Origin of the sequence: Pseudomonas sp. GW531-T4, assembly GCF_017349615.1 — a bacterium.
Lineage (GTDB): Bacteria > Pseudomonadota > Gammaproteobacteria > Pseudomonadales > Pseudomonadaceae > Aquipseudomonas > Aquipseudomonas chlororaphis_I.
Genome location: NZ_JACMZT010000012.1, coordinates 72,250 through 97,756 on the forward strand (window position 1 = coordinate 72,250; position 25,507 = coordinate 97,756).

Here is a 25,507-nt window from a genome sequence, read left to right on the forward strand (position 1 = left end):
GGTCAGCGAACCGAGCGTAGCGAGTGAGTGAAGCGCGGCAGCACGCGGCCCATGACTTCGGCGATGTAGCTGAGGAACAGCGTCCCCACCGAGCTTTTGTAGTGCTGCGGGTCGCGGCTGGCGATGGCCAGCACGCCGTGAATGCCCTGATGGGCGATGGCGACCACGGCGCTGGAGCCGATCTGCTGGCGCTGTTCTTCGCCGAACAGGAAGTCCAGCTCATGCTCGCGCAGGCTGCCGCTGACGCTCTTGCCTTCGGTCAGCAAGCCGCCGATGGCGGTCTGGGCGTCGGCGGCGGTGACCCAGCGGCCTACCGGCATGGCACTGTCGCTGAATAGGATCAGGCTCACGAACGGCACCTGGAAGTCCTGGCGCAGACTGTCTTCGACGCTCATCACCACGTCTTCCAGGCTGTTGGCATCCATCAGCGCGAGAATCAGGCGGCGGGTCTTCTCGAAGAGCCGGTCGTTGTCGCGGGCCACGTCCATCAACTGCGAAAGCCGGTGGCGCATCTCGATGTTGCGCTCGCGCAGGATCTTCATCTGCCGCTCCACCAGCGAGATGGTGTCACCGCGCTGATGGGGAATGCGCAACGCCGGGAGCAGTTCTTCATGCTCGACGAAGAAGTCCGGATGCGCCTCCAGATACGCGGCGATCGCCGCCGCCTCGAGGTTTTCGGCAGGAGATTCGTCGGGCTGTTCGGCTGGAACCTGAGGCTGATCAGTCATGGTTTTCGCTCATTCAAAGACGCACCTGTCCTTCGTATACGCGCACTGCCGGGCCGGTCATCTTCACCGGTTGGCCAGGGCCTGCCCACTCGATGGACAGGCGCCCGCCCGGCAGGTCGATCAATAGCGGCGAATCCATCCACCCCTGGCTGATCGCGGCCACTGCGGCGGCGCAGGCGCCAGTACCGCAGGCCTGGGTTTCCCCGGCGCCACGTTCCCAGACCCGCAACTGCGCGCGCTGACGGTCGATGACCTGGATAAAGCCGACATTGACCCGGGCCGGGAAGCGCGAGTGATGTTCGATCTTCGGTCCCAGCTCATGCACCGGCGCGCTGTTGATGTCGTTGACCCGCAGCACGGCATGGGGGTTGCCCATGGACACGGCGGCCAGCTCGACGCTCTGGCCGTCGACTTCGACCTGGTAACTCAAGGCCTGGGCTGGCGCCACGAACGGGATCTGCTCGGGCACCAGGCGCGGCGCGCCCATGTCGACGCTGATCTGACCGTCGTTGCGCACATCCAGTTCGATGATGCCGCTCTTGGTCTCGACGCGGATCTGGCGCTTGGTGGTCAGGCGCTTGTCCAGGACGAAACGGGCGAAACAGCGCGCACCGTTACCGCATTGCTCCACTTCGGAGCCGTCGGCATTGAAGATCCGGTAGCGGAAGTCCACGTCCGGGTTGCTCGGCGCCTCGACGATCAGCAACTGGTCGAAACCGACACCGGTGTTGCGATCACCCCATTGCTTGGCATGTTTGGGCAGGATGTGCGCGTGCTGGCTGACCAGGTCGAGGACCATGAAGTCATTACCCAGGCCGTGCATCTTGGTAAAACGCAGCAGCATGGTTCTACTCCGGCAGCAGGCTTTCGCCAGCAAACAACTCGGCTACCGTCTCGCGGCGACGCACTTCAACAGCCTGTTCACCATCGACCAGCACTTCAGCAGCGCGACCGCGGGTGTTGTAGTTGGAGCTCATGACGAAACCGTAGGCACCGGCCGAATGCACGGCCAGCAGGTCGCCTTCTTCCAGGGCCAGCTGACGTTCCTTGGCCAGGAAGTCGCCGGTTTCGCAGATCGGGCCGACGATGTCGTAGGTACGTGCCTGGCCATTGCGCGGGCGCACGGCGCTGACGTCCATCCAGGCCTGGTACAGGGCCGGGCGGATCAGGTCGTTCATTGCCGCGTCGACGATGGCGAAGTCCTTGTGTTCGGTGTGCTTGAGGTACTCGACCCGGGTCAGCAGTACCCCGGCGTTGGCGACGATGAAGCGGCCGGGTTCGAAGACCAGTTCCAGGTCGCGGCCGTCGAGGCGTTCGCGCACGGCCTTGACGTAGTCGGCGGCCAGCGGCGGCTCTTCATCGCGATAACGCACGCCCAGGCCACCACCGAGGTCGATGTGGCGCAGGTAGATGCCGCATTCGCCCAGGCGGTCGACCAGGTCCAGCAGACGGTCGAGGGCATCGATGAAGGGGGCCAGGGTGGTCAGTTGCGAGCCGATATGGCAGTCGACGCCGACCACTTCCAGGTTCGGCAACTGGGCCGCGCGGATGTACACGTCTTCGGCATCGGCGATGGCGATACCGAACTTGTTTTCCTTCAAGCCGGTGGAAATGTACGGGTGGGTGCCCGCGTCGACATCCGGGTTGACCCGCAGCGAGACCGGCGCGCGAACATTGAGTTCGGCGGCGACCTGTTGCAGGCGCTCCAGCTCGTCGCTGGACTCGACGTTGAAGCAGTGCACACCGACTTCCAGGGCGCGACGCATGTCGTCACGGGTCTTGCCGACACCGGAGAAGACGATCTTGTCGGCCGCGCCGCCAGCTGCCAGGACGCGTTCCAGCTCGCCGCGGGAGACGATGTCGAAACCGGCGCCCAGACGCGCCAGGACATTCAGTACACCCAGGTTGGAGTTGGCCTTTACCGCGAAGCAGACCAGGTGCGGCATGCCGGCGAGGGCATCGGCGTACGCGTGGTACTGCGCTTCGATATGCGCTCGGGAATAGACGTAGGTCGGCGTGCCAAAGCGTTCGGCAATGGCGGACAACGCTACACCTTCCGCGAACAGCTGCCCGTCGCGGTAGTTAAAAGCGTCCATGGGGTTCCCTTAGTTGGTGTCGTGCTTGTGCGACTGCGAGTGACCCTGGTCTTCGGGGGATTTGCTGTCATCGGGAAGATACAGCGGGCCTTTTTGACCGCAGGCAGTGACAAGGCAGGCAACCGCGACGAGCGCAGCAAGGGAAGAGATCAGGCGCTTCATGGCGAAATCCTTGAGAATGCGTTAATTGCGCCCGAGTATACCGACCACCCGACGGCTTGCCTATGCGCTGGAACACCCGTCCGGCGGGCCTTTGCCCCGGGCGCAGGGGGTGGGCGCGGCGGTTGCGGGGATATTTTCTCTGCTGTCCACGCCCTTGATCGGTATCCTTTGCATTCGCCCGGATGCGCCCGTATCTTGCGGCGCTTGAGCGTGAGTAGACACTTTTCGAGGTTCCCGCAATGAGTTTGACTGAAGCCCGTTTCCACGACCTGGTCGATGCCACCCAGCAGACGCTGGAGGACATTTTCGAGGAGAGTGACCTGGATATCGATCTGGAGAGCTCCGCCGGTGTGCTCACCGTCAAGTTCGAAAACGGTAGCCAGGTGATCTTCAGCCGCCAGGAACCGCTGCGTCAGCTGTGGCTGGCCGCGCGCTCCGGTGGTTTCCACTTCGACTACGACGAAGAAAGCGAGCGCTGGATGTGCGACAAGAGCGAAGAGCAGCTGGGCGAAATGCTCGAGCGCATCGTCCTCGAGCAGGCCGACATCAAGCTCGAGTTCGAAGGGCTCTGAGACCGTGACGCCAACCGCCCCGGTGCGCCCGCCCAAGCCGCTGTACAGCAATGTCAGCCCGGCCGTGGCCTCGCCCTGTATCAGCCTGTGCCGGCTGGACGAGGAAAAAGTCTGCAAGGGCTGTTTCCGGCATGTCGAAGACATTCGCGAATGGCGCTCGGCGGACGATGAGCGTCGGCGCGTCATCTGTCGCCAGGCGCTGGAGCGCAAGCGGGCGGCGGCGCCGAGCGTCGGCTAGCCCGGGCCCCTAAATCCGGTAGCTTGTTTATTTGTGCTGCTGTGGTAGTGTCCGGTTACGCCTCGCCACATCGAGGCCGGTGAAAACCCCGTCTTATCTGGACGGGGTTTTGCTTTTTTGTGCCGAAAAAAGGAGTCTGCCTGGATCATGAGCACCGCACCTTCCATCATTCTCACCCGCCTCGACGTGCAGCGTCTGGAGCGCCTGATCGACAGCCTGGACGACACGCTGCCTGGCGTCATTGCGTTGCAGACCGAGCTGGATCGCGCCGAAACCCTGGTGGGCCACGATGAAGTCCCGCCCGGTGTCGTGACCATGAACTCGCGCGTGCATTGCCGCGAAGAGGGCAGCGGCAAGGACTATCACCTGACCCTGGTGTATCCACAGGACGCCAATGCCGACGAAGGCCGGATCTCTATCCTGGCGCCGGTGGGCAGCGCCTTGCTCGGCTTGCAGGTCGGGCAGTACATCGACTGGCCAGCACCGGGCGGCAAGACCCTGAAGCTGACCCTGCTGGAAGTGGAATACCAGCCCGAAGCGGCTGGCGATTTTCACCTCTGATTAAGCGTCTCTGAGCGGCTAGACCTGCTCGAGCGCGTCGTTCAAGGCGCGCTCCAGGTCGGCCTTGTAGCGCAGGTAAAGATTGCTTGAGCCGTGGTGGTCACCGAGCAGGCCGGACAGGTCCAGGTCGGTGATGTAGCAGCGATAGCGTTCAGCTTCGCGGCGCTGGCCGACAATCTCCTGGGCGACTGCGGCGAACAACTGGTCGCCATGCTCCAGCTCGGAAAACTCCCGTTGATTGCAATACAGGGTGACCTGTACCTGCCCCGGTGCGGCTTTGCCGATGATGCCCTGCACGTCATAAAAGGCTTTGTTCGCTGGCGTCTGCGGCGCTGGGCGTGGCTCGATTCGACGGGCCCTTGTGCTGCCTGAAGGCAATATCTGGTAATACAAAATGTCCAGCGGCACGAGGGGCTGCGAAGCCTCCATCGGCAGCTGGGCGTCGCGCCGATAGAGGATCGACTGCAGGAAGCGTTGCAGGGGCACCAGCAGGCTCTGTTCGTCGTGGTAGGGCAGGCGTTGCTGCCAGAGCGCATCGAATTCATCCAGCACGTACAGCTCGGCCTGGGCCTCGACGACGCGGTAGAACACCTGGATGCAATCAGGCTGGCCCATCGGCAGGATCAGCGCCAGGTCGTGTTCTTCCAGGGCCATCGGGTCCAGGTGCAGCGGGCTGTAGCTCGACTGCTCTTCGCCCAGGTAGTCAATCAGCGCCGGCAGGCTCGCCAGCGCTACATGATTGACCTGGCCCGGCACCAGTTCCAGCACGTGGTAATGCTGCTGCACCTGGATCAGGTAGCGGTGATTGAGCTGGCTGAGCAACAGGTTCTGCGCCGTGTCGAACAGCTCTTCGACCCGTTGGGCGATGAACTGCGCGCGGTTGTGGCAGAAGCAGCGCACTCGCAGCTTCGGCTGCTCGGGGCCGCGCGGCAGGTTGTTGAGGTAGTCGCGCAGGCAGTCGAGCAGGGCATGGGCGCCGTCGTAACGACCGACCAAGACCTCGTTCCAGCTGTTGAGCGTCACCTGGTCGAGGGTCAGCACCAGGTTTTCCCGCACCCCGGCGTAGCTCAAAGAGTCGGTGCGCTCGGTGGTCATCAGGATGTTCAGGTCGCGGTGGTGCTTGAGCGGGTCGTGGCCGACGTTCACCAGGATCAGCACTTCGCTGGGCACGCTGCTGTGCAGCAGGTGTTCTTCGCTGACGGTGCCCAGGGGCAGGGCGATGGTCTGTTGCAGGCTGCCCAGCAGATTGAACAGCTCGAACTCGCTCAAGTCGCTGCTGCCCGGGTGCAGCGCCAGGCGCGTGCTGCTGTCGATCACCCCGTTGCGATGGCACCAGGTCAACAGCTCCAGTAGTTCGCGGCTGCGCTTGATCGGCGCGAAGTGTTCCCACTCCAGGGCATTCAGGCTGCCGTTGTACAGGCCCCAGTGGGTTTGCCCCGGCTCTTTCTTGTTGGGCGACTGCACCAGGGTCAGGGTGTCTTCGGCCAGGTCCGGGGCAATGCCGGGGTTGATGAACTCGATCTTGCCGGCCTTGCGTTCAAAGGCCGCGTACAGGCGGCGGCCAAGGATATTCAGGTCGCGCTTGTTGATCAGGCCAAGGGTCTGCTCGGTACGGGCGAACTGGGTCAGGAAGCGGTAGCTGTAATTCAGCTCATTGACCAGGGCCCGGCGCTCGGCGCTGACCTGGCGGACTTTCCACTGGCTGCGGCTGTCGAGCATCGCCAGCTGGCGCTGATCCCAACCCCATTCGTGGGCCAGCCGTTCGAGCAGCGTGCGCTGCCAGCTCGGGTTGCGTGCACCGTTGTTGCCGGTGAGCTTGCGGTTGACCTTCAGGTACAGGCTACGACGCACCAGCTCCAGGCGCTCCGGCTCGCCGCGGGCCTTGAGGTATTCCTCGATGCGCCGGTAGACCACGATGTACGGGTCCAGCTCGTCGAGGTCCAGGCGGTTGGCGAACACCGCCTGCTTGAAGCGCAGGCTCAGGCATTCCACCCGCGGGTGTTCGCTGGCGTAGACCTCGGTCAGCAGCAACTTGAGCACGGACTTGTACGGCGACTCGATGCCCTTGAACAGTTGCCAGAGCCCGGCACCGATGAATTCGCCCGGCGGAATATGGGCCAGATGGCCAAGGTCGAGGTTTTCGTCGGCGGGGATGAAACGCTTGGACAGCAGCGTATGGGTGTATTCGTGGTAGCGGGCTTCTTCGTACACCGGCACCAGCCACCACAGCGGCGTGCGTCCGGCCAGCCAGATGGCGGTGCGGTAGAACTCGTCCAGCAGCAGGTAGTGCTGGGTGGTGCCGCAATCGTCGGAGCTCAGCTGGGTGTCGCGATCGCCACGGACAAAGCGGCTGGGGTCGATCAGGAAGAAGTGCGCCTCGGCGCCCTGGCTGGCGGCCCAGGCTTCCAGCAGCAGGCATTTCTTGCGCAGTTCGGCCAGTTCGTTTTCGCCGAGGTCGGGCGCATGGCAGACCCACACGTCCATATCGCTCTGGTCGGCCTGGGCCAGGGTGCCCAGGCTGCCCATCAGGAACAGGCCGTGGATAGGCCGCGGCGCATTTCCGGGGCGGGCCTTGTAGGAAAACGAGCGGGTCAGGCGCTGGGCTTCGTTGAGCGTCGGTGTGTCGGGCTCGTAGTTCGACAGCCCGGCCGGTGTGCCGCCCGACACATAACCCGGTAATAGCGGGTGGTTGACGTGAAAGAACAGCGGCAACAGGTTGAGCACCAGTTGCTGGCGTGGCGACAACCCTTCCATGGCCCGGCCCAGGCGCCCCTCATTGAGCTTCAGAAAGCGCGCGCGCAACTGGCTGAGAACCTTGCGATCGATTCCCTCGTCCAGATCTGGGCGGATTTCATGGGTGCGGGTCATTCAAACAGGCTCGCGAAGCTTGAACGTGGGAGGTCTTGTGCGCAGGAGTTTACAGCCAGTCGAGGGCGAGCTTTAAGCTGAATTTTATTTTTGACGTCAGATTTCCAACATGCCGCTGGAGCTTGCCCGCGGAATCCGACAGGCGGGGATTCCGAGGGCCGTAGGGGAGAGCGTTCAGGCGGCTTCTTTGACCGTCAGAATGGTCAGCAGGCCTTGGGCATGCTCGGCGGCATCGCGGCCCAGGCTGGTCAGGTAACCACCATCGGGCTGGGTAATGAGCTCTTTTTCAAACAGGCGTCGTGCGGCGGCGATAGCTTGGGGGGCAGCGGTCTGATGGATTTTCAGGCCTTCCTGGGAACTGTCCAGGTTGAAGAGTGCAAGGATTTCCAGTTCGGCAACCAACTCAGGGGTATACGACATAAGGACTCCAGACTTTCTAGGAATTAGACGACAGCGTCCTTAAGGTGACCGCAGTTGTGCAGCCTGTCCAGTGTCCGCTGCGGACTTTTACGCCCCTGGGCGGCGGTATTTGGCCGCAGGGCGCGTACCAGTGTAGTCAAGGCCCGCAATCGCGCCGGCCAGGCGCGGGCGCGGGGCGTGGCGGGCTTACTTCTTCTCGGGCGGCAGCTCGGGCAGGGCACGCAGCGCGGCTTCGTACCATTGGGTATCGAACGCGCGGTCTTCTTCGAGGATCGCGTCGATTTCCACCGCCAGGACATGGGCCATGAGGTTGAGGATTTCGTCACGCTCATAGCCGACCAGGGTCAGCTTGTTGAAGGTGGCTTTGGCCGCTGGCGGGTTGTCGCTTTCGATCTGGTTTTCGATCGCTTCGATCAGGGTGTTTTCGGTGAACGCTTCTTCGTCGTTGTCGTCTTCGTGGGTGTCGGGGGTTGGCTCGCTCATGGCAGGCTCCTCAAGGAAAGGTCGCCAGTTTACTCGTATTCAGGAGCCTGATGCTGCTGGCCAGTCGGCTGTCGAGGATCTATAAGAGTGGCTGCCAACCCCGTACCCGGCCTGGAGGCTACGCATGCTCAAGCTTTATGGATTCGCCGTCAGCAACTACTACAACATGGTGAAACTGGCATTGCTGGAAAAAGGCCTGCCTTTCGAGGAAGTGCCGTTCTACGCCGGGCAAAGCCCTGAAGCATTAGCCATCAGCCCGCGCGGCAAGGTGCCGGTACTGGGGGTGGAGCGGGGCGTTATCAACGAAACCAGCGTGATCCTCGAATACCTCGAAACCCAGCCGGGCCCGGCGCTGCTGCCAAGCGATCCGTTCGAGCGTGCCCAGGTGCTGGCGCTGGCCAAGGAGATCGAGCTTTACATCGAGTTGCCGGCGCGGGCCTGTTACGGCGAGGCGTTTTTTGGCACGGCGGTTCCCGAGGCCATCAAGGAGAAGTCCCGCAATGAGCTGGTGCTGGGATTCGCCTCGCTGGCCAGGCACGGCAAGTTCGCCCCTTATGTGGCGGGCAGCAGCCTGAGCGTGGCGGACCTGTATTTCCTGTACAGCGTGAGCCTGGCCTGCGCGGTAGGGCAGAAGCTGTTCGGTATGGATCTTCTGGCCGAGATGCCGGCAGCCAAAGCCTTGATGGCGCGCCTGGAACAGATGCCCAACGTGCAGCGGGTCGCGGCGGACAAGGACGTGGCAATGCCGCAGTTCCTGGCGATGATCGCCAGCAAGAAGTAGAAAGGCTTCAGGTCGCTGATCGCGGGCAAGCCACACTCTTGTGGGAGCGTGGCTTGCCCGCGCTGGCTTTTAGCGGCTGCTCAACAACGCCTGGCCGCGAACCACCGCTGCCTTGACTTGAGCTGGCGCGGTGCCGCCGATGTGGTCACGGGCGTTGACCGAGCCTTCCAGAGTCAGCACGGCAAACACGTCCTGGTCGATCTGGTCGCTGAACTTGCGCAGTTCTTCCAGGCTCATTTCCGCCAGGTCCTTGCCGGTTTCCACGCCGTACTTCACGGCGTGGCCAACGATTTCGTGGCAATCGCGGAATGGCAGGCCACGGCGTACCAGGTAGTCCGCCAGGTCGGTGGCGGTGGAGAAACCGCGCAGCGCCGCTTCGCGCATCATCGCGTGCTTGGGCTTGATCGCCGGGATCATGTCGGCGAAGGCGCGCAGCGAGTCGCGCAGGGTGTCGGCGGCGTCGAACAGCGGTTCCTTGTCTTCCTGGTTGTCCTTGTTGTAGGCCAGGGGCTGGCCCTTCATCAGGGTCAGCAGACCCATCAGGGCGCCGAACACGCGGCCGCTCTTGCCACGAACCAGCTCCGGAACGTCCGGGTTTTTCTTTTGCGGCATGATCGAGCTGCCGGTGCAGAAACGGTCGGGCAGATCGATGAACTGGAACTGCGCGCTGGTCCACAGCACCAGCTCTTCGGAGAAACGCGACAGGTGCATCATGGCCACGCTGGCGGCGGCGCAGAACTCAATGGCGAAATCGCGATCAGACACATTGTCCAACGAGTTGCCACCGACGGCGTCGAAGCCCAGCAGTTGGCAAGTCAGCTCGCGGTCGATCGGGTAGGTGGTGCCGGCCAGCGCGGCGCTGCCCAGAGGCATGCGGTTGGTGCGCTTGCGGCAATCGACCAGGCGCTCGTAGTCGCGGCTGAGCATCTCGAACCAGGCCAGCATGTGATGACCGAAGGTCACAGGCTGCGCGGTCTGCAGGTGGGTGAAGCCCGGCATGATGGTGTCGGCTTCGCGCTCGGCTTGTTCCAGCAGGCCTTTTTGCAGGCGGGTGATTTCCGCCAGGATCAGATCGATTTCGTCGCGCAGCCACAGACGGATATCGGTGGCTACCTGGTCGTTGCGGCTGCGGCCGGTGTGCAGCTTCTTGCCGGTGACGCCGATGCGGTCGGTCAGGCGTGCTTCGATGTTCATGTGCACGTCTTCCAGATCGACGCGCCAGTCGAAGGTGCCCGCCTCGATTTCGCCCTGGATGGTTTTCAGGCCGTCGATGATGCTGTCGCGTTCGGCATCGGTCAGTACGCCGACCTTGGCCAGCATGGTGGCGTGGGCGATCGAGCCCATGATGTCGTGACGATAGAGGCGCTGGTCGAAAGTGACGGAGGCGGTGAAGCGGGCGACGAAGGCGTCGACGGGCTCACTGAAGCGGCCGCCCCAGGACTGATTGGTCTTGTCAGTGCTCATGAATTCGCTCGTGATCGGCTGGAAGGGAAATGAGGTGAAAAGTTGCCGCGGATAATAACAGGGTTGCCAATCCTGTAGCTGGCACTGGTCGGCAGGTTTTTATTTCTGCCATGGGGGCCGCGGGCGCTTGTCGCCGACCTCGGGCGCGCAGAGACTAGGCGAGCGAAGGCGGGGGGCGAGGGGTGATGTAACGATATTTATCGTTTGAGCAATATCGTCTTGGCAACCGTCTACAGTTGGACTGAAGGAACAGCGCAATCTCGGATGTTTCATCGAGCCTGGTCGCTGATCACGCAACCGTTGTCGCATGCGCTCCGGCCCCGGCACCGCCTCGCGAGTCACGAGGGAGGCGGCCTGGGTGGAAGCCGACTATAAAAGAGGGGGTGTTTGTGTCCTGTATCAGCAGTCCCCATGACCATGTCGTGCAGTGGCGGGCCTTGAGCGGTGTCGGGCAGGCCCGGGTAAATAATGGTGCCCGTCGTGGGGCACTTTTTGGCCCTCGCACTAGTCTTAGCGTGGATCGCCGTGACGGACGTCACTTCACCTGTCTACGCTATCCTTGTGCGAGACTCACGCAGGAATCCAGCGCAATATGAATGTCCTGATCGTTGATGACGAACCCCTAGCCCGCGAGCGACTGAGCCGTATGGTCAGTGAGCTTGAGGGATACAGTGTCCTGGAGCCCAGCGCCACCAATGGCGAAGAGGCATTGGCCCTGATCGACAGCCTGAAACCGGATATCGTGCTTCTCGACATCCGCATGCCGGGTCTCGATGGCCTGCAGGTTGCCGCCCGCCTGTGCGAACGCGAAGCGCCGCCAGCCGTGGTGTTTTGTGCCGCCCCTGATGAATTCGCCCTCGAGGCTTTTGATGTCAGCGAGGTCGGTCACCTGCTCAAACCGGTGCGTTCCGAGCATCTGCTCGAGGCACTGAAAAAGGCCGACCGCCCCAACAGGGTCCAGCTGGCGGCCCTGACCCGGCCCGCCGCCGAAAGCGGCAGCGGTCCCCGTAGCCATATTAGTGCACGGACCCGCAAAGGTATCGAACTGATCCCGCTGGATCAGGTCGTCTATTTCATTGCCGACCACAAATACGTGACCTTGCGCCATGAGAGCGGCGAAGTCCTGCTGGACGAACCCCTGAAGGCGCTGGAGGACGAGTTTGGCGAGCGTTTCGTTCGCATCCATCGCAACGCCCTGGTGGCCCGTGAACGCATCGAACGCCTGCAGCGTACGCCGCTGGGGCATTTCCAGCTGTTCCTCAAGGGGCTCAATGGTGATGCGCTGATCGTCAGCCGACGGCATGTGGCCGGCGTGCGCAAGATGATGCAGCAGCTCTAGATCCGGACAGTCGGGCGGGTCATGCACCCCGCCCGCAACGTTCCTGCAGCCAGGGAGGGGCTGCGGTTCCTGATACAAGTCAAAGCTGATTTGGCTGAGCTGTTATCATCTGCCGTATTTTCTATCAGTACGGATTGATCCATGTCCTCTCGCGAAATCCGCATCGCTACCCGCAAAAGTGCCTTGGCCTTGTGGCAAGCAGAATACGTCAAAGCTCGTCTGGAAGCCGCTCACCCGGGGTTGATCGTGACGCTGGTGCCCATGGTCAGTCGCGGCGACAAGCTGCTCGACTCGCCGTTGTCGAAAATCGGCGGCAAGGGTCTGTTCGTCAAGGAACTGGAAACCGCGCTGCTGGAAAACGAAGCGGATATCGCCGTGCATTCGATGAAAGACGTGCCCATGGATTTCCCCGAAGGCCTGGGCCTGTTCTGCATCTGCGAGCGCGAAGACCCGCGCGATGCCTTTGTCTCCAATACCTACTCCAGTCTCGACGAGCTGCCCGCGGGCAGCGTCGTGGGGACCTCCAGCCTGCGTCGCCAGGCGCAGCTGCTGGCTCGTCGTCCGGACCTGCAGATCCGTTTCCTGCGCGGCAACGTCAATACCCGCCTGGCCAAGCTCGACGCCGGTGAGTACGACGCCATTATCCTGGCCGCTGCGGGCTTGATCCGTCTTGGTTTCGAAGATCGCATCAGCTCTTCGATCAGCGTCGACGACAGCCTTCCGGCGGGCGGCCAGGGCGCGGTGGGCATCGAGTGCCGCACGGCCGACAGCGAGATCCACAAGCTGTTGGCGCCGCTGCATCATGCCGATACGGCGGATCGGGTCACCGCCGAACGGGCCCTCAACAAGCATCTGAATGGCGGCTGCCAAGTGCCTATCGCCTGCTATGCGGTGCTCGAAGGCGATCAGCTGTGGCTGCGCGGCCTGGTCGGCGAACCGAGCGGCGGTGTGCTGCTCAGCGCCGAGGCGCGTGCTCCACGTAGCGCGGCGGCGGCGCTTGGCGTACAGGTCGCGGAGGATCTGCTGGCCCAGGGCGCCGACGATATTCTGCGCGCGGTCTATGGCGAGGCTGGCGAAGAGTGAGCGACTGGCGTGTGCTGCTGACCCGGCCCACGGACGAGTCGGCGCAGCTGGCTGAGGTTCTGGGCGACGCGGGAGTGTTCAGCAGCAGCCTGCCGTTGCTGGAAATCCAGGCCCTGCCTTTTGACGATACCCAGCGCGCCAGGGTGCTTGAGCTGCACCGCTACTGCGCGGTGATCGCGGTCAGCAAGCCGGCCGCGCGAATGGCCGTGCAGCTGCTCGAGCAGTTCTGGCCGCAGCCGCCGAGCCAGCGCTGGTTCAGTGTGGGCGCCGCCACGGCGCAGATTCTGGCCGATCACGGCCTGGATGTTTTTTTCCCCGAGCAAGGCGATGACAGCGAAGCCTTGCTTGAACTTCCCCAGTTGCGCGAGGCTATTGCACGGCCTGCTCCACGGGTGCTGATCGTGCGCGGGGAGGGTGGCCGCGAGCTGCTGGCTGAGCGTTTGCGCGGCCAAGGTGCTAGTGTCGATTATCTGGAGCTGTACCGCCGCGACCTGCCGCGCTATGCCAACGGGGTCCTGATGCAACGCATCCAGGCGGAACGCTTGAATGGGCTGGTGGTCAGCAGTGGGCAGGGTTTCGAGCACTTGCAGCAGTTGGCCGGCGAGGCCTGGCCACAGGTGGCGCGGCTGCCGTTGTTTGTACCGAGCCCCCGGGTCGCCGAAATGGCGCGTGCCGCCGGGGCCGAGAAAGTTGTGGATTGCCGTGGCGCCAGCGCCGCGGCCTTGCTAACGGCGTTACGGGAGCAACCCGTGCCCGTTCTCTAAACGCAAAGGATGGATACGTGAGCGAAACAGCCTTGCCTAAAGATGATGTCCAGCCGGTAATCGATGCACCGGCTGAATCTGCAACCCCAGCTGTGCAGCGTCGCGGCAACGGGTTGGCGATCCTCGCCCTGCTGCTGGGGGCGGCCGGTGTCGCTGCCGGCGGCTGGGGGGTCTGGCAGGTGCGCAGCCTGCAGGCCAACAATCAACAGCAACTGGGGCAGTTGCAGGCCTTGGGTGACGAGGCGCAGAGCCTGAAGCTCAACGAGCAGCGCCTGACGGCCCGCCTGGAGCAGTTGCCGGCGGCCGATGAACTGGAAGAGCGCCGCCGTCTGGTCGCGCAGTTGCAGGGCGACCAGCAGCGACTCAATCAGAAGCTGGAGAGCGTGCTGGGTGCCAGCCGCAAGGACTGGCGTCTGGCCGAGGCGGAACATCTGTTGCGTCTGGCCAGCCTGCGCCTTTCGGCCTTGCAGGACATCAGCAGTGCCCAGGCCCTGGTGCAGGGCGCCGACGAGATCCTGCGCGAGCAGAACGATCCCGGTTCTTTCGCCGCGCGCGAGCAGTTGGCCAAGAGCCTCGCGGCTCTGCGCAGCACCGAACAGCCGGATCGCACCGGACTGTTCCTGCAACTGGGTGCACTGCGCGATCAGGTGGTCGAGCTCACCGAGCTGGCCCCCGAGTACCGTGACCGTGGCGATTCGCTGCTGGGCCTGACCGCCGACGGCGATGGCGCCAGCCGCTGGGCGCAATGGTGGGACCAGATCTCGCGCTACATTCGTATCGACTTCAATGCGGACAAGAACGTGCGGCCGCTGCTCGCCGGGCAAAGCCTGACGCAGGTGCGCCTGGCCTTGAGCCTGGCCCTGGAACAGGCCCAGTGGGCGGCGCTGAACGGCCAGGCGCCGGTGTACACCCAGGCGCTGGCGGAGGCCCGCGATGTGTTGAAGGGCAACTTCAATCAGGACAACCCGCAAAGCAAGCTCATGCTGGAGCGCGTGTCCGAACTGAGCAAACAGCCGGTCACCGTGCAGACGCCGGACCTGACCAAGACCCTGAGCGCCGTTCAGGCCTACCTGGAGCGGCGCAACCTGAGCGCTGAAGAGTCGGTGAAACCACTGGCCAAGCCTGCTGCGAATACCCCGCAGGAGACCAGCCCATGAAGCGCCTGTACGTGATTCTGTTCCTGGTGATCGCCGCCTCGGGATTGCTGGGGTTGGCGATTGCCGAGCATTCCGGGTACATCCTGATTGCCTACGACAGCTTCCGTTATGAGTCGAGCCTGTGGGCGACCCTGGCACTGGTCGCGGTGATCTGGCTGGTGATCTGGGGGATCAAGGCGCTGATCGAACTGGTGATGGCCTCCAGCGGCGTGGTCAATCCCTGGTCACGGCGCAACCGCAGCCGTCGCGTGCAGATCGCCATCGAGCAGGGCCAGATGGATCTTGCCGAAGGCCGCTGGGCCAGCGCCCAGAAGCATTTGCATCGTGCCGCGGAAGCCGAGCGCCAGCCTCTTCTGTACTACCTCGGCGCGGCGCGGGCGGCGAACGAGCTGGGAAACTACGAGCAGTGCGACAGCCTGCTGGAGCGTGCCCTCGAACGGCAGCCCCAGGCCGAGCTGGCGGTGGCCTTGAGTCATGCCCAACTGCAGACCGATCGCGGTGATACCGAAGGCGCCCTGAGCACCCTGCAAGCCATGCACGAGCGTCACCCGCACAGTGTCCAGGTGCTGCGGCAGTTGCAGCGTCTGCACCAACAGCGGGGCGACTGGTCGGCGGTGATTCGCCTGCTGCCCGAACTGCGCAAGGACAAAGTCCTGCCCGCCAACGAACTGGCCGAACTGGAACGTCGGGCCTGGGGCGAGAACCTGACCCTTGCGGCGCATCGCGAAGAAGACGGTGCGGTTGGCCTGCAATCGCTCAATCGCGCCTGGCAGCAACTGACCGCGGCTCAACGCCAGGAGCCGCAACTGGTGCTGGCCTATGCCGAACAGCTGCGCCAATTGGGCGCCGAGGCCGAGGCCGAAGAAGTGCTGCGCGTTGCTCTCAAGCGCAAATACGACAGCCATCTGGCGCGGCTTTACGGCTTGCTGCGCGGCAGTGATCCGGCGCGGCAGCTGCAGTTCGCCGAGCAGTGGCTCAAGGATCATCCGAACGATCCGAGCCTGCTGCTGACCCTGGGTCGCCTGTGCCTGCAAACCAGCCTATGGGGCAAGGCGCGGGACTATCTGGAAAGCAGCCTGCGCCTGCAGCGCAACCCTGAGGCTTGCGCCGAGCTGGCCCGGTTGCTGGCGCAGCTGGGCGATACCGAGCGCAGCAACCAGCTGTTCCAGGAAGGCCTGGGGCTGTTGGACGAGCGCCTCCTGGCATCGCCGTTGCCGGTGCCCGCCAGGGTATAAACCCGCAGGGCTGGGCCGTCCCTGAGGGGGCGGCCCGTTCCGCAATTCCCCCCGATCTGGCCTCTGTGCCCGTTTGCCGCGCTCGATCTTGTCATGGCGCGCCTTGAAAGGGCCGAGCGCTTTCTCTACCGTGGCAGCCTGTTTCTTCCGTTGTGGATACACCATGTCGCTGGCCGGCTCACGCTTGCTGTTCTCCCTTGTGTTTTTTACCGGTGCCTTGGCCCTGTGGGCTTCGTTTCACCTGGAGTACGGGATTGGGCTCGAGCCTTGCCTGCTGTGGGTGGTGCAACGTTTCTTCGCGCTGCTGTTGACTTCGATCAGCCTGGTTGCGGTCGTGCAGGGGCCACAATACCCGGCGAGTGCCCTGTATTGGCTGCTGGAACTGCTCTGCAGCCTGGCGGGTGTGATCACGGCAGGGCGCCATGTGCTGTTGCAGAACATTCCTTCGGATCAGTTGCTGGCGTGCTTGCCGGACATGCCGTTCATGCTGGGCAATCTGTCCTGGGGGCGTGCCTTGCAGTTGGTTTTCACCGGGACTGCGCAGTGCGCGGAGGTCACCTGGACGCTGCTGGACATGAGCGCCGCGGAGTGGAGCCTGCTGTTTTTCATCGCTGTGATGATTTTGAGTGCCTATCGCCTGGTGCGGCTTCTACCACGGGGCCGGCGCAGGGCGGCTGCGACCTGAATCGTCGTTTTGCGACGGGGCTAAAGATTAAACACTTGTATGAACTTTATCTCCTGCGTACCTTGAAGCGGCTGTCGAGCGGGCATAATCTGGCCCGCACGTGTCACCGCAATTACGTTGCTCGATGCTGTTCTGCCTGGCCGGATGCTGATGTTCAGTCCAGTGACGGATTCAGAGCGGCATGACCCATAAGGGAAGAGAGATCGCCATGCTCGAAAGTTGTCAGAATGCTCAGGAACGCTGGGGTGGAGTGCATCTGCTGATCGATCGCTGGTTGCAGGAGCGTCACGAACTGGTTCGGGCCTATGATGCTCTCGGCGCGGAGCCTGAGACGCTGGCTGAAAACCGACAGCCGCTGCAGGAGTTCTGCGCAATTCTGGTGGACTACGTCTCCGCCGGCCACTTTGAAATCTACGAGCAGCTGACCGGCGAGGCCAAGGCCTTCAACGACAAGCGCGGGCTCGAACTGGCCGAAACCATTTATCCTCGGATCGATGTCATTACTGAAAAGCTGTTGGCGTTCAACGATTTGTGCGACGAAGGAAAATGCGTGGCGGAGAAGTTCAAGGAGCTGGGTGGTCTGCTGCATGAGCGCTTCGAGCTGGAAGATTGCCTGATCGAAGTGCTGCACAACGCTCACAAGGAAGAGGCCGCCGTTCAGGCCTGACTTGCAGCGAAAGCTTTACCGAAACGGTGCGCATTGCGCACCGTTTTTCGTTTCTGCGCCCCTTAGCCGCTAGCCCCCAGCAGCTCGATTTCAAACACCAGGGGTGTGTAAGGCGCGATCAGGTCGCCTGCGCCGTCGGCGCCGTAAGCCTGGGCCGAAGGAATCACCAGGCGCCACTTCGCCCCCGTCGGCATCTGCTGCAACGCGCTGCGCCATCCGGCAATCACGCTGTCCAGGCGAAACCACTGCGGCTGCTGATTCTGATCGAACACCGTGCCGTCAGGCAGGCGTCCGATGTAGCGAACCTGTACCGAACCATTGGCCCCCGGCCGTGCTCCACTGCCGGGTGCCAACTCGGTCAGCAGGATGCCGTTTTCCAGTTCGCGTACGCCCGGCTTGGCTTTTTCGGCCGAGAGAAAACGTTGTTCGTTTTCCAGCGCCACTTCGATTCGCGGCTTGCCCGCTTGCTCGCTGACCTGTGCCTCATGCTGGGCGAGGATCTGTTCGATGCGCTCGTCCTTGAGTGCCAGAGGCTTGCCTTGGTAGGCCTGTTTCAAGCCCTCCAGCAATGCCGGGATCTGCAGGTCCGGCACCTCCTGGCGCAGGCGTTCGCCGAGGCTGGCACCCAGGCTGTAGGCGAGATCGTGAGCATCGTTTTTCTGCGAATCTTCGGCGGCCTGAGCCAGTGGCAACAACACACACAAGGATAAAAAAAGGTAACGCGACATGGGCGCTCTCCGGCCTGAGACGAGGTGGATTATGCCAGCGTGGGTGTGGCGGCTGGTGAGTAACTTTCTTGTGCGCGAAGAACATTTTCGATCCTCTGCAACGCATGGCATTCGATACTGTCAACATGCCCTAGCGGCGGTAGCAGCAGAGGTCTAGTATGAGCCGCAACTCACGTCAGCCAGGAGGTAAACCATGTCGGCCAATAAGAAGCCTGTAAGTACTCCGTTGCATTTGCTCCAACAGCTTTCGGGCAGCCTGCTCGAACACTTGGAAAACGCTTGTTCTCAAGCCTTGGCTGATGCTGAAAAACTGCTCGCCAAACTGGAAAAGCAACGCGGTAAGGCACAGGAAAAACTGCACAAATCGCGCACCAAATTGCAGGACGCCGCGGCGGCCGGCAAGGCCAAGGCACAAGCCAAAGCCAAGGACGCAGTGAAAGAACTTGAAGACCTGCTCGATGCACTCAAGGCACGTCAATCCGAAACCCGCGCCTACATTCTGCAACTCAAGCGCGACGCTCAGGAAAGCCTGAAACTGGCCCAGGGCGTCGGTCGTGTGAAAGAAGCCGCAGCCAAGGTGCTGAGCACTCGCTCCGCCAAACCGGCAGCCGCTCCAGCACAGAAAGCCGCAGCCAAGCCAGCGGCAAAAGCCCCTGCCAAAGCTGCTGCTAAAGCACCGGTAAAAGCTGCCAGCAAACCGGCCGCCAAACCTGCTGCCAAGCCAGTGGCGAAAACCGCCGCTGCCAAACCTGCAGCTGCCAAGCCAGCGGCTAAACCGGCTGCTGCAAAAGCCCCTGCGAAAGCTGCCGCCAAACCTGCTGCGAAAACAGCGGCTGCCAAACCGGCTGCAGCGAAACCCGCTGCCAAGCCAGCAGCAAAACCTGCGGCCAAACCCGCCGCTAAGCCCGCGGCTAAAACCGCAGCGGCCAAGCCTGCAGCTGCCAAGCCAGCGGCTAAACCGGTGGCGGCAAAAACTGCTGCGAAGCCGGCCGCCAAACCGGCTGCGGCAAAAGCTCCGGTGAAGGCGGCAGCTAAACCTGCGGCTAAACCAGCAGCCAAGCCCGCCGCCAAACCTGCAGCAGCCAAGCCGGCAGCTTCCACTGCCGCCAAGCCAGCAGCGGCTAAACCCGCTGCAGCAAAACCAGCCGCCAAGCCTGCGGCAAAACCCGCAGTAAAACCTGCTGCCAAGCCGGCTGCAAAACCAGCCGCGAAGAAGCCTGTCGCCGCCAAACCTGCCGCAGCCAAACCGGCCACCGCTCCAGCGGCCGCCAGGCCAGTCACCCCGGCAACCCCGGCTGCCAAGCCGGCGGCACCGGTATCTTCGCCCGCTCCAGCGGCGGCTGCTGCGCCAGTTTCGGCTCCGACTGCCGCGCCTGCCAGCACCACGCCAACCAGCGCTTCCTAAGCGCCGGTCACCGCGACGCGCAGCGCCTGCAGCGCGTCGCGGTTGAGGTTGGCGGCTTCGGCCGCCAGTCCTTCCAGCCAGTTCGTCAGATCCTGCGCTTCACCCTCCGACCATCCCCCCGCCAGCGCTTCCAGGCGCAGCAGCAGTTGCCGCTCGGCCTCCAGTTCCAATGCCTTGACCTGTTCGCGCAAGACCGCCAGTTCCGGATCCGCGCTCGCGGCCGGGCGCCATTGCGTGCGCAGCTGGCGCAGCGGCCTGACGACTTCGTCGTGCCAAGGCTGGCCCAGGCTCCGCAGCTGTTGCAGGCGCTGTGCAGTGCAGGTCACCCCACGCGCGCCGAGCCAGGCTGCGCAGAGTAAAAGACAGACATTGGCCCCGGCCGCCTGGAGGTCCAGGCAGGCTTCTTCGACGCCTGGGCGGGCGTAGGTCTTGAGGGTGAAGCTCCACAGGTCAGAGGACATATTGCTACTCGCGCCAGTTGCGAACGAAGCTGGTAGACTCCGCCGCCATTATGATTCGACTTCAGAACCTGACTTTACAGCGTGGTCCGCAACGTCTGCTAGAAGACGCCGAGCTGACCCTGCACGCCGGCCAGAAAGCCGGCCTGATCGGTGCCAACGGCGCCGGCAAATCCAGCCTGTTCGCCTTGCTGCGTGGCGAGTTGCACCCGGATTCGGGCGACTGCTTCCTGCCCGCCGACTGGCGCATCGCCCATATGCGCCAGGAGGTCGACACCCTCGAGCGGCTGGCGGTCGACTACGTGCTCGATGGCGACCTGCGCCTGCGTCAGGTGCAGCGTGAGCTGGCCGCCGCCGAAGCGGCCCATGACGGTGCAGCCCTGGCACGCCTGCATGCCGAGCTGGACAGCGCCGACGGTTATACCGCCGACGCCCGGGCGCGCAAGTTGCTGGCCGGCCTGGGCTTCAGCAACGAGCAGATGGACCGTCAGGTCGGCGACTTCTCCGGTGGCTGGCGGATGCGCCTGAACCTGGCGCAGGCGCTGATGTGTCCGTCGGACCTGCTGCTGCTCGACGAACCGACCAACCACCTGGACCTCGATGCGATCCTCTGGCTGGAGGACTGGCTCAAGGGCTACCCCGGCACCTTGTTGCTGATTTCCCACGACCGCGATTTCCTCGATGCCGTGGTCGACCATGTGGCTCACGTCGATCAGCGCAAGATCACCCTCTATCGCGGTGGCTACAGCGCCTTCGAGCGGGCCCGTGCCGAACGCTTGGCGCAACAGCAGCAAGCCTACGAGAAGCAGCAGGCGCAACGCGCGCACATGGAAAAGTACATTGCGCGCTTCAAGGCCCAGGCCACCAAGGCCCGCCAGGCCCAGAGCCGGATCAAGGCCCTGGAGCGGATGGAAGAGCTGTCCGCCGCCCACGTCGACTCGCCGTTCGACTTCGTTTTCCGCGAATCGGAAAAGATCTCCAGCCCGCTGCTCGATCTGTCCGATGCCCGCCTGGGTTACGGCGAGAAGACCGTGCTGGAGAAGGTCAAGCTGCAACTGACCCCGGGTGCGCGCATCGGTCTGCTCGGCCCCAACGGCGCCGGCAAGTCGACCCTGATCAAGAACCTTTCCGGCGAGCTGTCGCCGCTGGGCGGCCGCCTGACCCGTGGCGAGAACACCGTGGTTGGCTACTTCGCCCAGCACCAGCTGGACTCGCTCGACGCCAAGGCCAGCCCGTTGCTGCATTTGCAGCGCCTGGCGCCGACCGAGCGCGAGCAGACCCTGCGCGATTTCCTCGGCGGCTTCGACTTCCGCGGCGCGCGTATCGACGAGCCGGTGCTGAACTTCTCCGGTGGCGAAAAGGCGCGCCTGGCCCTGGCCCTGATCGCCTGGGACCGCCCTAACCTGCTGCTGCTCGACGAACCGACCAACCACCTGGACCTGGAGATGCGCCTGGCCCTGACCATGGCCCTGCAAGAGTTCAGCGGCGCGGTACTGGTGGTCTCCCACGACCGTCACCTGCTGAAAAGCACCACCGACAACTTCTTCCTGGTGGCCGACGGCAAGGTCGAGGAGTTCGACGGCGACCTGGACGACTACGCACGCTGGCTGGTGGACTACCGCCAGCGCAACGCGCCGGCCAGCACGACCACGGTCAACCCGGACAAGACCGACAAGAAGGCCCAGCGCCAGGCAGCCGCGGCCCTGCGCCAGCAGCTGGCCCCGCACAAGCGCGAAGCCGACAAGCTGGAAACCGAGCTGGGCAAGGTCCACGAGCGGCTGGCGAAAATAGAAGCCAGCCTTGGCGACAGTGGTGTCTACGAAGCGGCTCGCAAGGATGAATTGCGTGATCTGCTGGCCGAGCAGGCCAAGCTGAAGGTGCGCGAAGGCGAGCTGGAAGAGGCCTGGATGGAAGCCCTGGAACTGCTGGAAAGCATGCAGGCGGAACTGGAAGCCTTGTCCTGATGGAAGCGTTCAAGCTGCCTGTGCCGATCACGTGGGTCGAGCCGCTGTGGGTCACCGTGCAAATCCTGCTGATCCTGCTGGCTGGCTACATCACCCAGCGTTTTGTCGCGCGCTGCCTGACCCGCCTGGGTGAACGTTATCCGTTCCCGCCGCAGCTGCTGATGCCGCTGCGCGGTGGCTTGCGCTGGCTGATCATGGGCAGTGCGCTGATCTTCGTGCTGGAGCGGCTCGGGGTGTCGGCGACGGTGCTCTGGACTGCCCTGTCCGGTTTTGTCGCGGTGGCGGCGGTGGCCTTCTTCGCCATGTGGAGCGTGCTGTCCAACCTGCTGTGCGCCATCCTGATCTTTACCGTGGGCCCGTTCCGCATCGGCGATGTGGTCGAGCTGGTGGACACCCTCGACAAACCGGGCATCAAGGGCCGGGTGGTGGCAATCAACCTGCTGTACACCTCGTTGATCGAGGCCGAGGAAGCCGGCACCGGCGGCGTCATGGTGCAAGTGCCCAACAGCCTGTTCTTCCAGCGTTCGGTGCGCCGCTGGCGTGGCAGCGATGCGCTGTCGATAGGCTCCGGCGAGAAATAGTCCCCCTGTACCGTCCCTGTAGCCGCTGCCGAGCATCGCGAGGCAGCGATCGGCTGCGAAGCAGACGCGCTCTTGAGATCGCAGGAAGGTCCTGCGGGCCTTAGCGCAGCCTTCGGCAGTCAGGGGTATCTGTCCGACAAAAATCTATGGTCATCCGCCCGCCAGCGCATTAGCTTAGGCGTCTACGACGAATTCGAGCCGAGGTGTGCGATGGTTCTTGAGACATGGCTGGCGTTTTTTGCCGCCTGCTGGGTGATCAGCCTTTCCCCGGGGGCCGGCGCGATTGCGTCGATGTCCTGCGGTCTGCAATACGGTTTCTGGCGCGGTTACTGGAACGCCCTGGGCCTGCAACTGGGCCTGGCCATGCAGATCGCGATTGTCGCCGCCGGCGTGGGGGCGATTCTCGCGGCATCCTCGACCGCCTTCTACGCGATCAAATGGTTCGGCGTGGCTTACCTGGTCTACCTCGCGGTCAAACAGTGGCGCGCGCTGCCCAGCGACCTGAGCGACGACGCCGTGATCCGGCCGATCGGCAAACCCCTGGCCCTGGTGTTCCGCGGGTTCCTGGTCAACATCAGCAACCCCAAGGCGCTGGTGTTCATGCTGGCGGTCCTGCCGCAGTTCATCGATCCCCACGCGCCGCTGGTGAAGCAGTACCTGATCCTCGGTGCGACCATGATCGCCGTCGACCTGATCGTCATGGCCGGCTACACCAGCCTGGCTTCCAAGGTCCTGCGCCTGCTGCGCACGCCGACCCAGCAACGCCGGATGAACCGCACCTTCGCCGGTCTGTTCCTCGGCGCCGCCGGCTTGCTGGCGACCATTCGCAAAGCGCCGGTCTAAGAGACTCGCCCTACAAAAAGGCGCCTATCGAGGGCGCCTTTTTTATGCCTGTGTCCCCGGGGGATCCGGGAGCATGAACCGGTCCCGGTGATGTCCGGATTTATTTCATCTTTGTTCAGGAAACCCCGGACCCCAGGTGATTCAAGGCTTTGGCCAGGCATCAGGCGCGACTGCGTCTGGGTGTCGCGCGTGACAACGCTTGAGTGAAACTCATTGGAAGTGAACAATGTGTTACTTCGTATTTCCATTTGAGATTCGTTCATGACTGCCCCCTCCCGTTTCCTGGCGTGGCTCGTGCTGCCGCTATTGGCCCTGTGCAGCGCCAACCTGCTGGCGGACACCGTAGAAGGCGCGCCCAAGGCGCTGCACCTGCTCGACTACATTGGTGCGGACTACCCACCGACGGTCGAGGCGGGCAAGGTCATTGATGACTCCGAGTACCGTGAGCAGGTCGAGTTTCTCGGCGTGTTGCAGGGGCTGGTCGCCGATTTGCCGGCCAAGCCGGAGAAGGCCGAGCTGGAGCAGGGCATCGCCAGCCTGAACGAGGCGGTCAAGGCCAAGGCGGACGGTGCCCTCGTCGCCCGCCAGGCGCGGCAGCTGGGCGCCAGGCTGGCGGTGGCCTATGAGGTCAGCCAGGCCCCGATCATCACCCCGGACCCGAGCCGTGGCGCGCCTTTGTATGCCCAGCACTGCTCAGTGTGTCACGGCGACACCGGTGCCGGCGACGGCCCGGCCGGTGTTGGCCTGACGCCGCCACCGGCCAACCTGCGGGATGCGGCGCGCACGGATCACCTGAGCCTCTACGCGATCTACAACACCCTCGGCCTGGGCGTCGAAGGCACCGACATGCCGTCGTTCGCCGATCAGCTGGACGACCGCCAGCGCTGGGACCTGGCGACCTATATCGCCGGCTTCACCGCCGACCCGGCCGCGGCGAAGGGCGACAAGAGCTACAACCTCGCCGACCTGGCCCGCCAGACCCCAAGCGAAGTAGAGGCCGCCGAAGGCCCGCAGGCCGCGGCCACCTTCCGTGCCCAGCGCGCCCAGCCACCACAGGTCAAGCGCGGCCCGGCGCAACTGCTCGACTACACCGCCTCGACCCTGGACAAGAGCCTGGCCGCCTACCGCGCCGGTGACCGCGAACAGGCCTACGACCTGTCGGTGGCGGCGTACCTGGAAGGCTTCGAGCTGGTGGAAAGCTCCCTCGACAACGTCGACGCCAACGTGCGCAAGGACACCGAGAAAGCCCTGATGGCCTATCGTCAGGCGCTGCAGGACGGCTTGCCGGCAGAGCAGGCCGAGCAGCGTCTGGCTGCCGCCAAGGCCAAGCTGACAGAGTCGGCGGGCCTGCTGGGCAGCGACGGCCTGAGCTGGTCGCTGAGCTACATTTCCGGCCTGCTGATCCTGTTGCGCGAGGGCCTGGAAGCGATCCTGGTGCTGGCGGCGATCCTGGCCTTCCTGCGTAATACCGGCCAGCAATCGGCGGTGCGCAGCGTCAACGTCGGCTGGGCCCTGGCCTTGCTGGCCGGCCTGGCGACCTGGGCGCTGGCGGCCTATGTGATCGACGTCAGCGGCTCCCAGCGCGAGTTGCTGGAAGGCGCCACGGCCTTGTTCGCCAGTGTCATGGTGCTGTGGCTCGGCGTGTGGATGCACGACCGTCGGCACGCGGCGGCCTGGCAGGACTACATCAAGAGCAGCCTGGTGGGCGGTGGAGGCCGGTTCGGCTTTGCGGTGCTGGCGTTCTTCTCGGTCTATCGCGAGCTGTTCGAAGTGATCCTGTTCTACGAAACCCTGTGGCTGCAGGCCGGCCCGGCGGGCCACAACGCGGTGCTGGCCGGCGGCGCCACGGCGCTGGTGCTGCTGTTCGGCCTGGCCTGGGTGATCCTGCGCGGTTCGGCCAAGCTGCCGCTGGCCCTGTTCTTCGGCATCAACGCGGCATTGCTGTGCGCCTTGTCGGTGGTGTTTGCCGGGCATGGCGTCAAGGCGCTGCAGGAGGCCGGAGTCTTCGGTACGCGGCCGGTGGCATTCTTCGACTTCGACTGGCTGGGCATTCACGCCGATGCCTACTCGCTGACGGCACAGGCGGTGGCGATCGTGGCGATCATCGTGCTCTACAGTCGCAGCCGCATTGCCGAGAAACGGCGGCCCCAGGTTTCCTGAGGCATCCGTTTCGCTCATTATCGCGGGCAAGCCGCGCGCCCACAGTTCATCGAGATCTGTAGGCG

At 63.7% G+C, this 25,507-nt stretch carries 26 protein-coding genes and 1 pseudogene; 17 read left to right on the plus strand and 10 right to left on the minus strand.

Translation table 11 applies throughout. The annotated features are described in order from the left end of the window. Window positions 1-2 precede the first annotated feature (2 nt). Genes J4D28_RS12285 through J4D28_RS12300 form a run of 4 tightly spaced genes read right to left on the minus strand, consistent with a single transcriptional unit; the run spans window position 3 to window position 2,986 of the window. Window positions 3-728 carry a DUF484 family protein gene (locus J4D28_RS12285; protein ID WP_009051448.1) on the minus strand — a complete coding sequence of 242 codons (726 nt, stop codon included), beginning with the start codon at window positions 726-728 and terminating at the stop codon, window positions 3-5. A 13-nt stretch (window positions 729-741) separates the two neighbouring features. After that, a complete protein-coding gene (gene dapF / locus J4D28_RS12290) occupies window positions 742-1,572 on the minus strand; it encodes a diaminopimelate epimerase (RefSeq protein ID WP_009051447.1) in 831 nt (276 codons plus the stop codon). A 4-nt stretch (window positions 1,573-1,576) separates the two neighbouring features. Next, window positions 1,577-2,824: a diaminopimelate decarboxylase gene (gene lysA / locus J4D28_RS12295; protein WP_009051446.1), complete on the minus strand. Its 1,248-nt coding sequence runs from the start codon at window positions 2,822-2,824 to the stop codon at window positions 1,577-1,579. 9 nt (window positions 2,825-2,833) lie between these two features. Continuing rightward, the gene (locus J4D28_RS12300) at window positions 2,834-2,986 is read right to left on the minus strand and encodes an LPS translocon maturation chaperone LptM (protein WP_007926668.1); all 153 of its coding nucleotides are present in this window, start codon (window positions 2,984-2,986) and stop codon (window positions 2,834-2,836) included. Window positions 2,987-3,225: 239 nt separating this feature from the next. Here J4D28_RS12300 and cyaY point away from each other — a divergent pair, with 239 nt between their 5' ends. From cyaY to rnk, 3 genes are all read left to right on the plus strand, one after another. Beyond that, window positions 3,226-3,558: an iron donor protein CyaY gene (gene cyaY / locus J4D28_RS12305; protein WP_007926670.1), complete on the plus strand. Its 333-nt coding sequence runs from the start codon at window positions 3,226-3,228 to the stop codon at window positions 3,556-3,558. Window positions 3,559-3,562: 4 nt separating this feature from the next. Further along, on the plus strand, window positions 3,563-3,796 hold the full coding sequence (locus J4D28_RS12310; RefSeq protein ID WP_009051444.1) for a DUF1289 domain-containing protein: 234 nt from the start codon (window positions 3,563-3,565) through the stop codon (window positions 3,794-3,796). 147 nt (window positions 3,797-3,943) lie between these two features. Continuing rightward, window positions 3,944-4,357, plus strand: coding sequence for a nucleoside diphosphate kinase regulator (gene rnk, locus J4D28_RS12315; protein ID WP_007926672.1), 414 nt, complete (start codon window positions 3,944-3,946; stop codon window positions 4,355-4,357). Between the two features lie 18 nt (window positions 4,358-4,375). Here the strand turns inward: rnk and J4D28_RS12320 are convergent, their stop codons facing one another. The 3 genes from J4D28_RS12320 to J4D28_RS12330 all read right to left on the minus strand — a co-directional run bounded on the left by J4D28_RS12320 (window position 4,376) and on the right by J4D28_RS12330 (window position 8,128). Continuing rightward, entirely contained in the window at window positions 4,376-7,225 is a 2,850-nt protein-coding gene (locus J4D28_RS12320) for a class I adenylate cyclase (protein ID WP_103330863.1), read from the minus strand. Between the two features lie 174 nt (window positions 7,226-7,399). After that, window positions 7,400-7,645, minus strand: coding sequence for a TIGR02647 family protein (locus J4D28_RS12325; RefSeq protein WP_007926676.1), 246 nt, complete (start codon window positions 7,643-7,645; stop codon window positions 7,400-7,402). A gap of 186 nt (window positions 7,646-7,831) precedes the next feature. After that, a complete protein-coding gene (locus tag J4D28_RS12330) occupies window positions 7,832-8,128 on the minus strand; it encodes a hypothetical protein (protein ID WP_016703188.1) in 297 nt (98 codons plus the stop codon). 124 nt (window positions 8,129-8,252) lie between these two features. Between J4D28_RS12330 and J4D28_RS12335 the strand changes: the two genes are divergently transcribed. Next, window positions 8,253-8,909, plus strand: a complete 657-nt coding sequence (locus J4D28_RS12335; RefSeq protein WP_016703189.1) for a glutathione S-transferase family protein — start codon at window positions 8,253-8,255, stop codon at window positions 8,907-8,909. A gap of 69 nt (window positions 8,910-8,978) precedes the next feature. Here J4D28_RS12335 and argH read toward each other — a convergent pair whose 3' ends face one another. Continuing rightward, on the minus strand, window positions 8,979-10,373 hold the full coding sequence (argH, locus tag J4D28_RS12340) for an argininosuccinate lyase (RefSeq protein ID WP_009051440.1): 1,395 nt from the start codon (window positions 10,371-10,373) through the stop codon (window positions 8,979-8,981). 443 nt (window positions 10,374-10,816) lie between these two features. Here argH and J4D28_RS30690 point away from each other — a divergent pair. From J4D28_RS30690 to J4D28_RS12375, 8 genes and pseudogenes are all read left to right on the plus strand, one after another. Next, a pseudogene (locus J4D28_RS30690) lies at window positions 10,817-10,969 on the plus strand (sensor histidine kinase); the annotation flags it as partial. After that, window positions 10,966-11,712, plus strand: coding sequence for a LytTR family DNA-binding domain-containing protein (locus J4D28_RS12345; protein ID WP_016703190.1), 747 nt, complete (start codon window positions 10,966-10,968; stop codon window positions 11,710-11,712). The pseudogene J4D28_RS30690 and the gene J4D28_RS12345, both read left to right, overlap by 4 nt. A 141-nt stretch (window positions 11,713-11,853) precedes the next feature. Further along, window positions 11,854-12,795, plus strand: coding sequence for a hydroxymethylbilane synthase (gene hemC, locus J4D28_RS12350; protein WP_038635950.1), 942 nt, complete (start codon window positions 11,854-11,856; stop codon window positions 12,793-12,795). After that, a complete protein-coding gene (locus tag J4D28_RS12355; RefSeq protein WP_041985067.1) occupies window positions 12,792-13,559 on the plus strand; it encodes a uroporphyrinogen-III synthase in 768 nt (255 codons plus the stop codon). The genes hemC and J4D28_RS12355 overlap by 4 nt, the downstream gene beginning before the upstream one ends. A 17-nt stretch (window positions 13,560-13,576) precedes the next feature. Next, window positions 13,577-14,716 (plus strand): uroporphyrinogen-III C-methyltransferase, encoded by a 1,140-nt coding sequence (locus J4D28_RS12360; protein WP_009051436.1) that lies wholly within the window; start codon window positions 13,577-13,579, stop codon window positions 14,714-14,716. Further along, complete coding sequence (locus tag J4D28_RS12365; protein WP_038635956.1) at window positions 14,713-15,951, plus strand: heme biosynthesis protein HemY; 1,239 nt, start codon at window positions 14,713-14,715, stop codon at window positions 15,949-15,951. Before J4D28_RS12360 ends, J4D28_RS12365 begins: the two co-directional genes overlap by 4 nt. Window positions 15,952-16,114: 163 nt before the next feature. Next, window positions 16,115-16,636 (plus strand): disulfide bond formation protein B, encoded by a 522-nt coding sequence (locus J4D28_RS12370; RefSeq protein WP_009051434.1) that lies wholly within the window; start codon window positions 16,115-16,117, stop codon window positions 16,634-16,636. A gap of 208 nt (window positions 16,637-16,844) precedes the next feature. Continuing rightward, on the plus strand, window positions 16,845-17,303 hold the full coding sequence (locus J4D28_RS12375; RefSeq protein WP_009051433.1) for an Rsd/AlgQ family anti-sigma factor: 459 nt from the start codon (window positions 16,845-16,847) through the stop codon (window positions 17,301-17,303). Between the two features lie 62 nt (window positions 17,304-17,365). Here J4D28_RS12375 and J4D28_RS12380 read toward each other — a convergent pair whose 3' ends face one another. Continuing rightward, entirely contained in the window at window positions 17,366-18,031 is a 666-nt protein-coding gene (locus tag J4D28_RS12380; protein WP_009051432.1) for an FKBP-type peptidyl-prolyl cis-trans isomerase, read from the minus strand. Window positions 18,032-18,224: 193 nt separating this feature from the next. Here J4D28_RS12380 and J4D28_RS12385 point away from each other — a divergent pair, with 193 nt between their 5' ends. Next, window positions 18,225-19,436 carry an AlgP family protein gene (locus tag J4D28_RS12385; protein WP_009051431.1) on the plus strand — a complete coding sequence of 404 codons (1,212 nt, stop codon included), beginning with the start codon at window positions 18,225-18,227 and terminating at the stop codon, window positions 19,434-19,436. Here the strand turns inward: J4D28_RS12385 and J4D28_RS12390 are convergent. Further along, entirely contained in the window at window positions 19,433-19,897 is a 465-nt protein-coding gene (locus J4D28_RS12390; protein ID WP_053270167.1) for a TIGR02444 family protein, read from the minus strand. The two genes, J4D28_RS12385 and J4D28_RS12390, sit on opposite strands and share 4 nt — an antisense overlap. 50 nt (window positions 19,898-19,947) lie before the next feature. Between J4D28_RS12390 and abc-f the strand changes: the two genes are divergently transcribed. The 4 genes from abc-f (at window position 19,948) to J4D28_RS12410 (ending at window position 25,442) form a co-directional block, all read left to right on the plus strand. Then, window positions 19,948-21,858 carry a ribosomal protection-like ABC-F family protein gene (abc-f, locus tag J4D28_RS12395; RefSeq protein ID WP_041985056.1) on the plus strand — a complete coding sequence of 637 codons (1,911 nt, stop codon included), beginning with the start codon at window positions 19,948-19,950 and terminating at the stop codon, window positions 21,856-21,858. Beyond that, window positions 21,858-22,439 carry a mechanosensitive ion channel family protein gene (locus J4D28_RS12400; protein WP_009046137.1) on the plus strand — a complete coding sequence of 194 codons (582 nt, stop codon included), beginning with the start codon at window positions 21,858-21,860 and terminating at the stop codon, window positions 22,437-22,439. Before abc-f ends, J4D28_RS12400 begins: the two co-directional genes overlap by 1 nt. 210 nt (window positions 22,440-22,649) lie before the next feature. After that, complete coding sequence (locus J4D28_RS12405; protein ID WP_103330864.1) at window positions 22,650-23,282, plus strand: LysE family transporter; 633 nt, start codon at window positions 22,650-22,652, stop codon at window positions 23,280-23,282. A gap of 261 nt (window positions 23,283-23,543) precedes the next feature. After that, window positions 23,544-25,442 carry an FTR1 family protein gene (locus tag J4D28_RS12410; protein WP_041985053.1) on the plus strand — a complete coding sequence of 633 codons (1,899 nt, stop codon included), beginning with the start codon at window positions 23,544-23,546 and terminating at the stop codon, window positions 25,440-25,442. The last annotated feature ends 65 nt before the right edge of the window (window positions 25,443-25,507 follow it).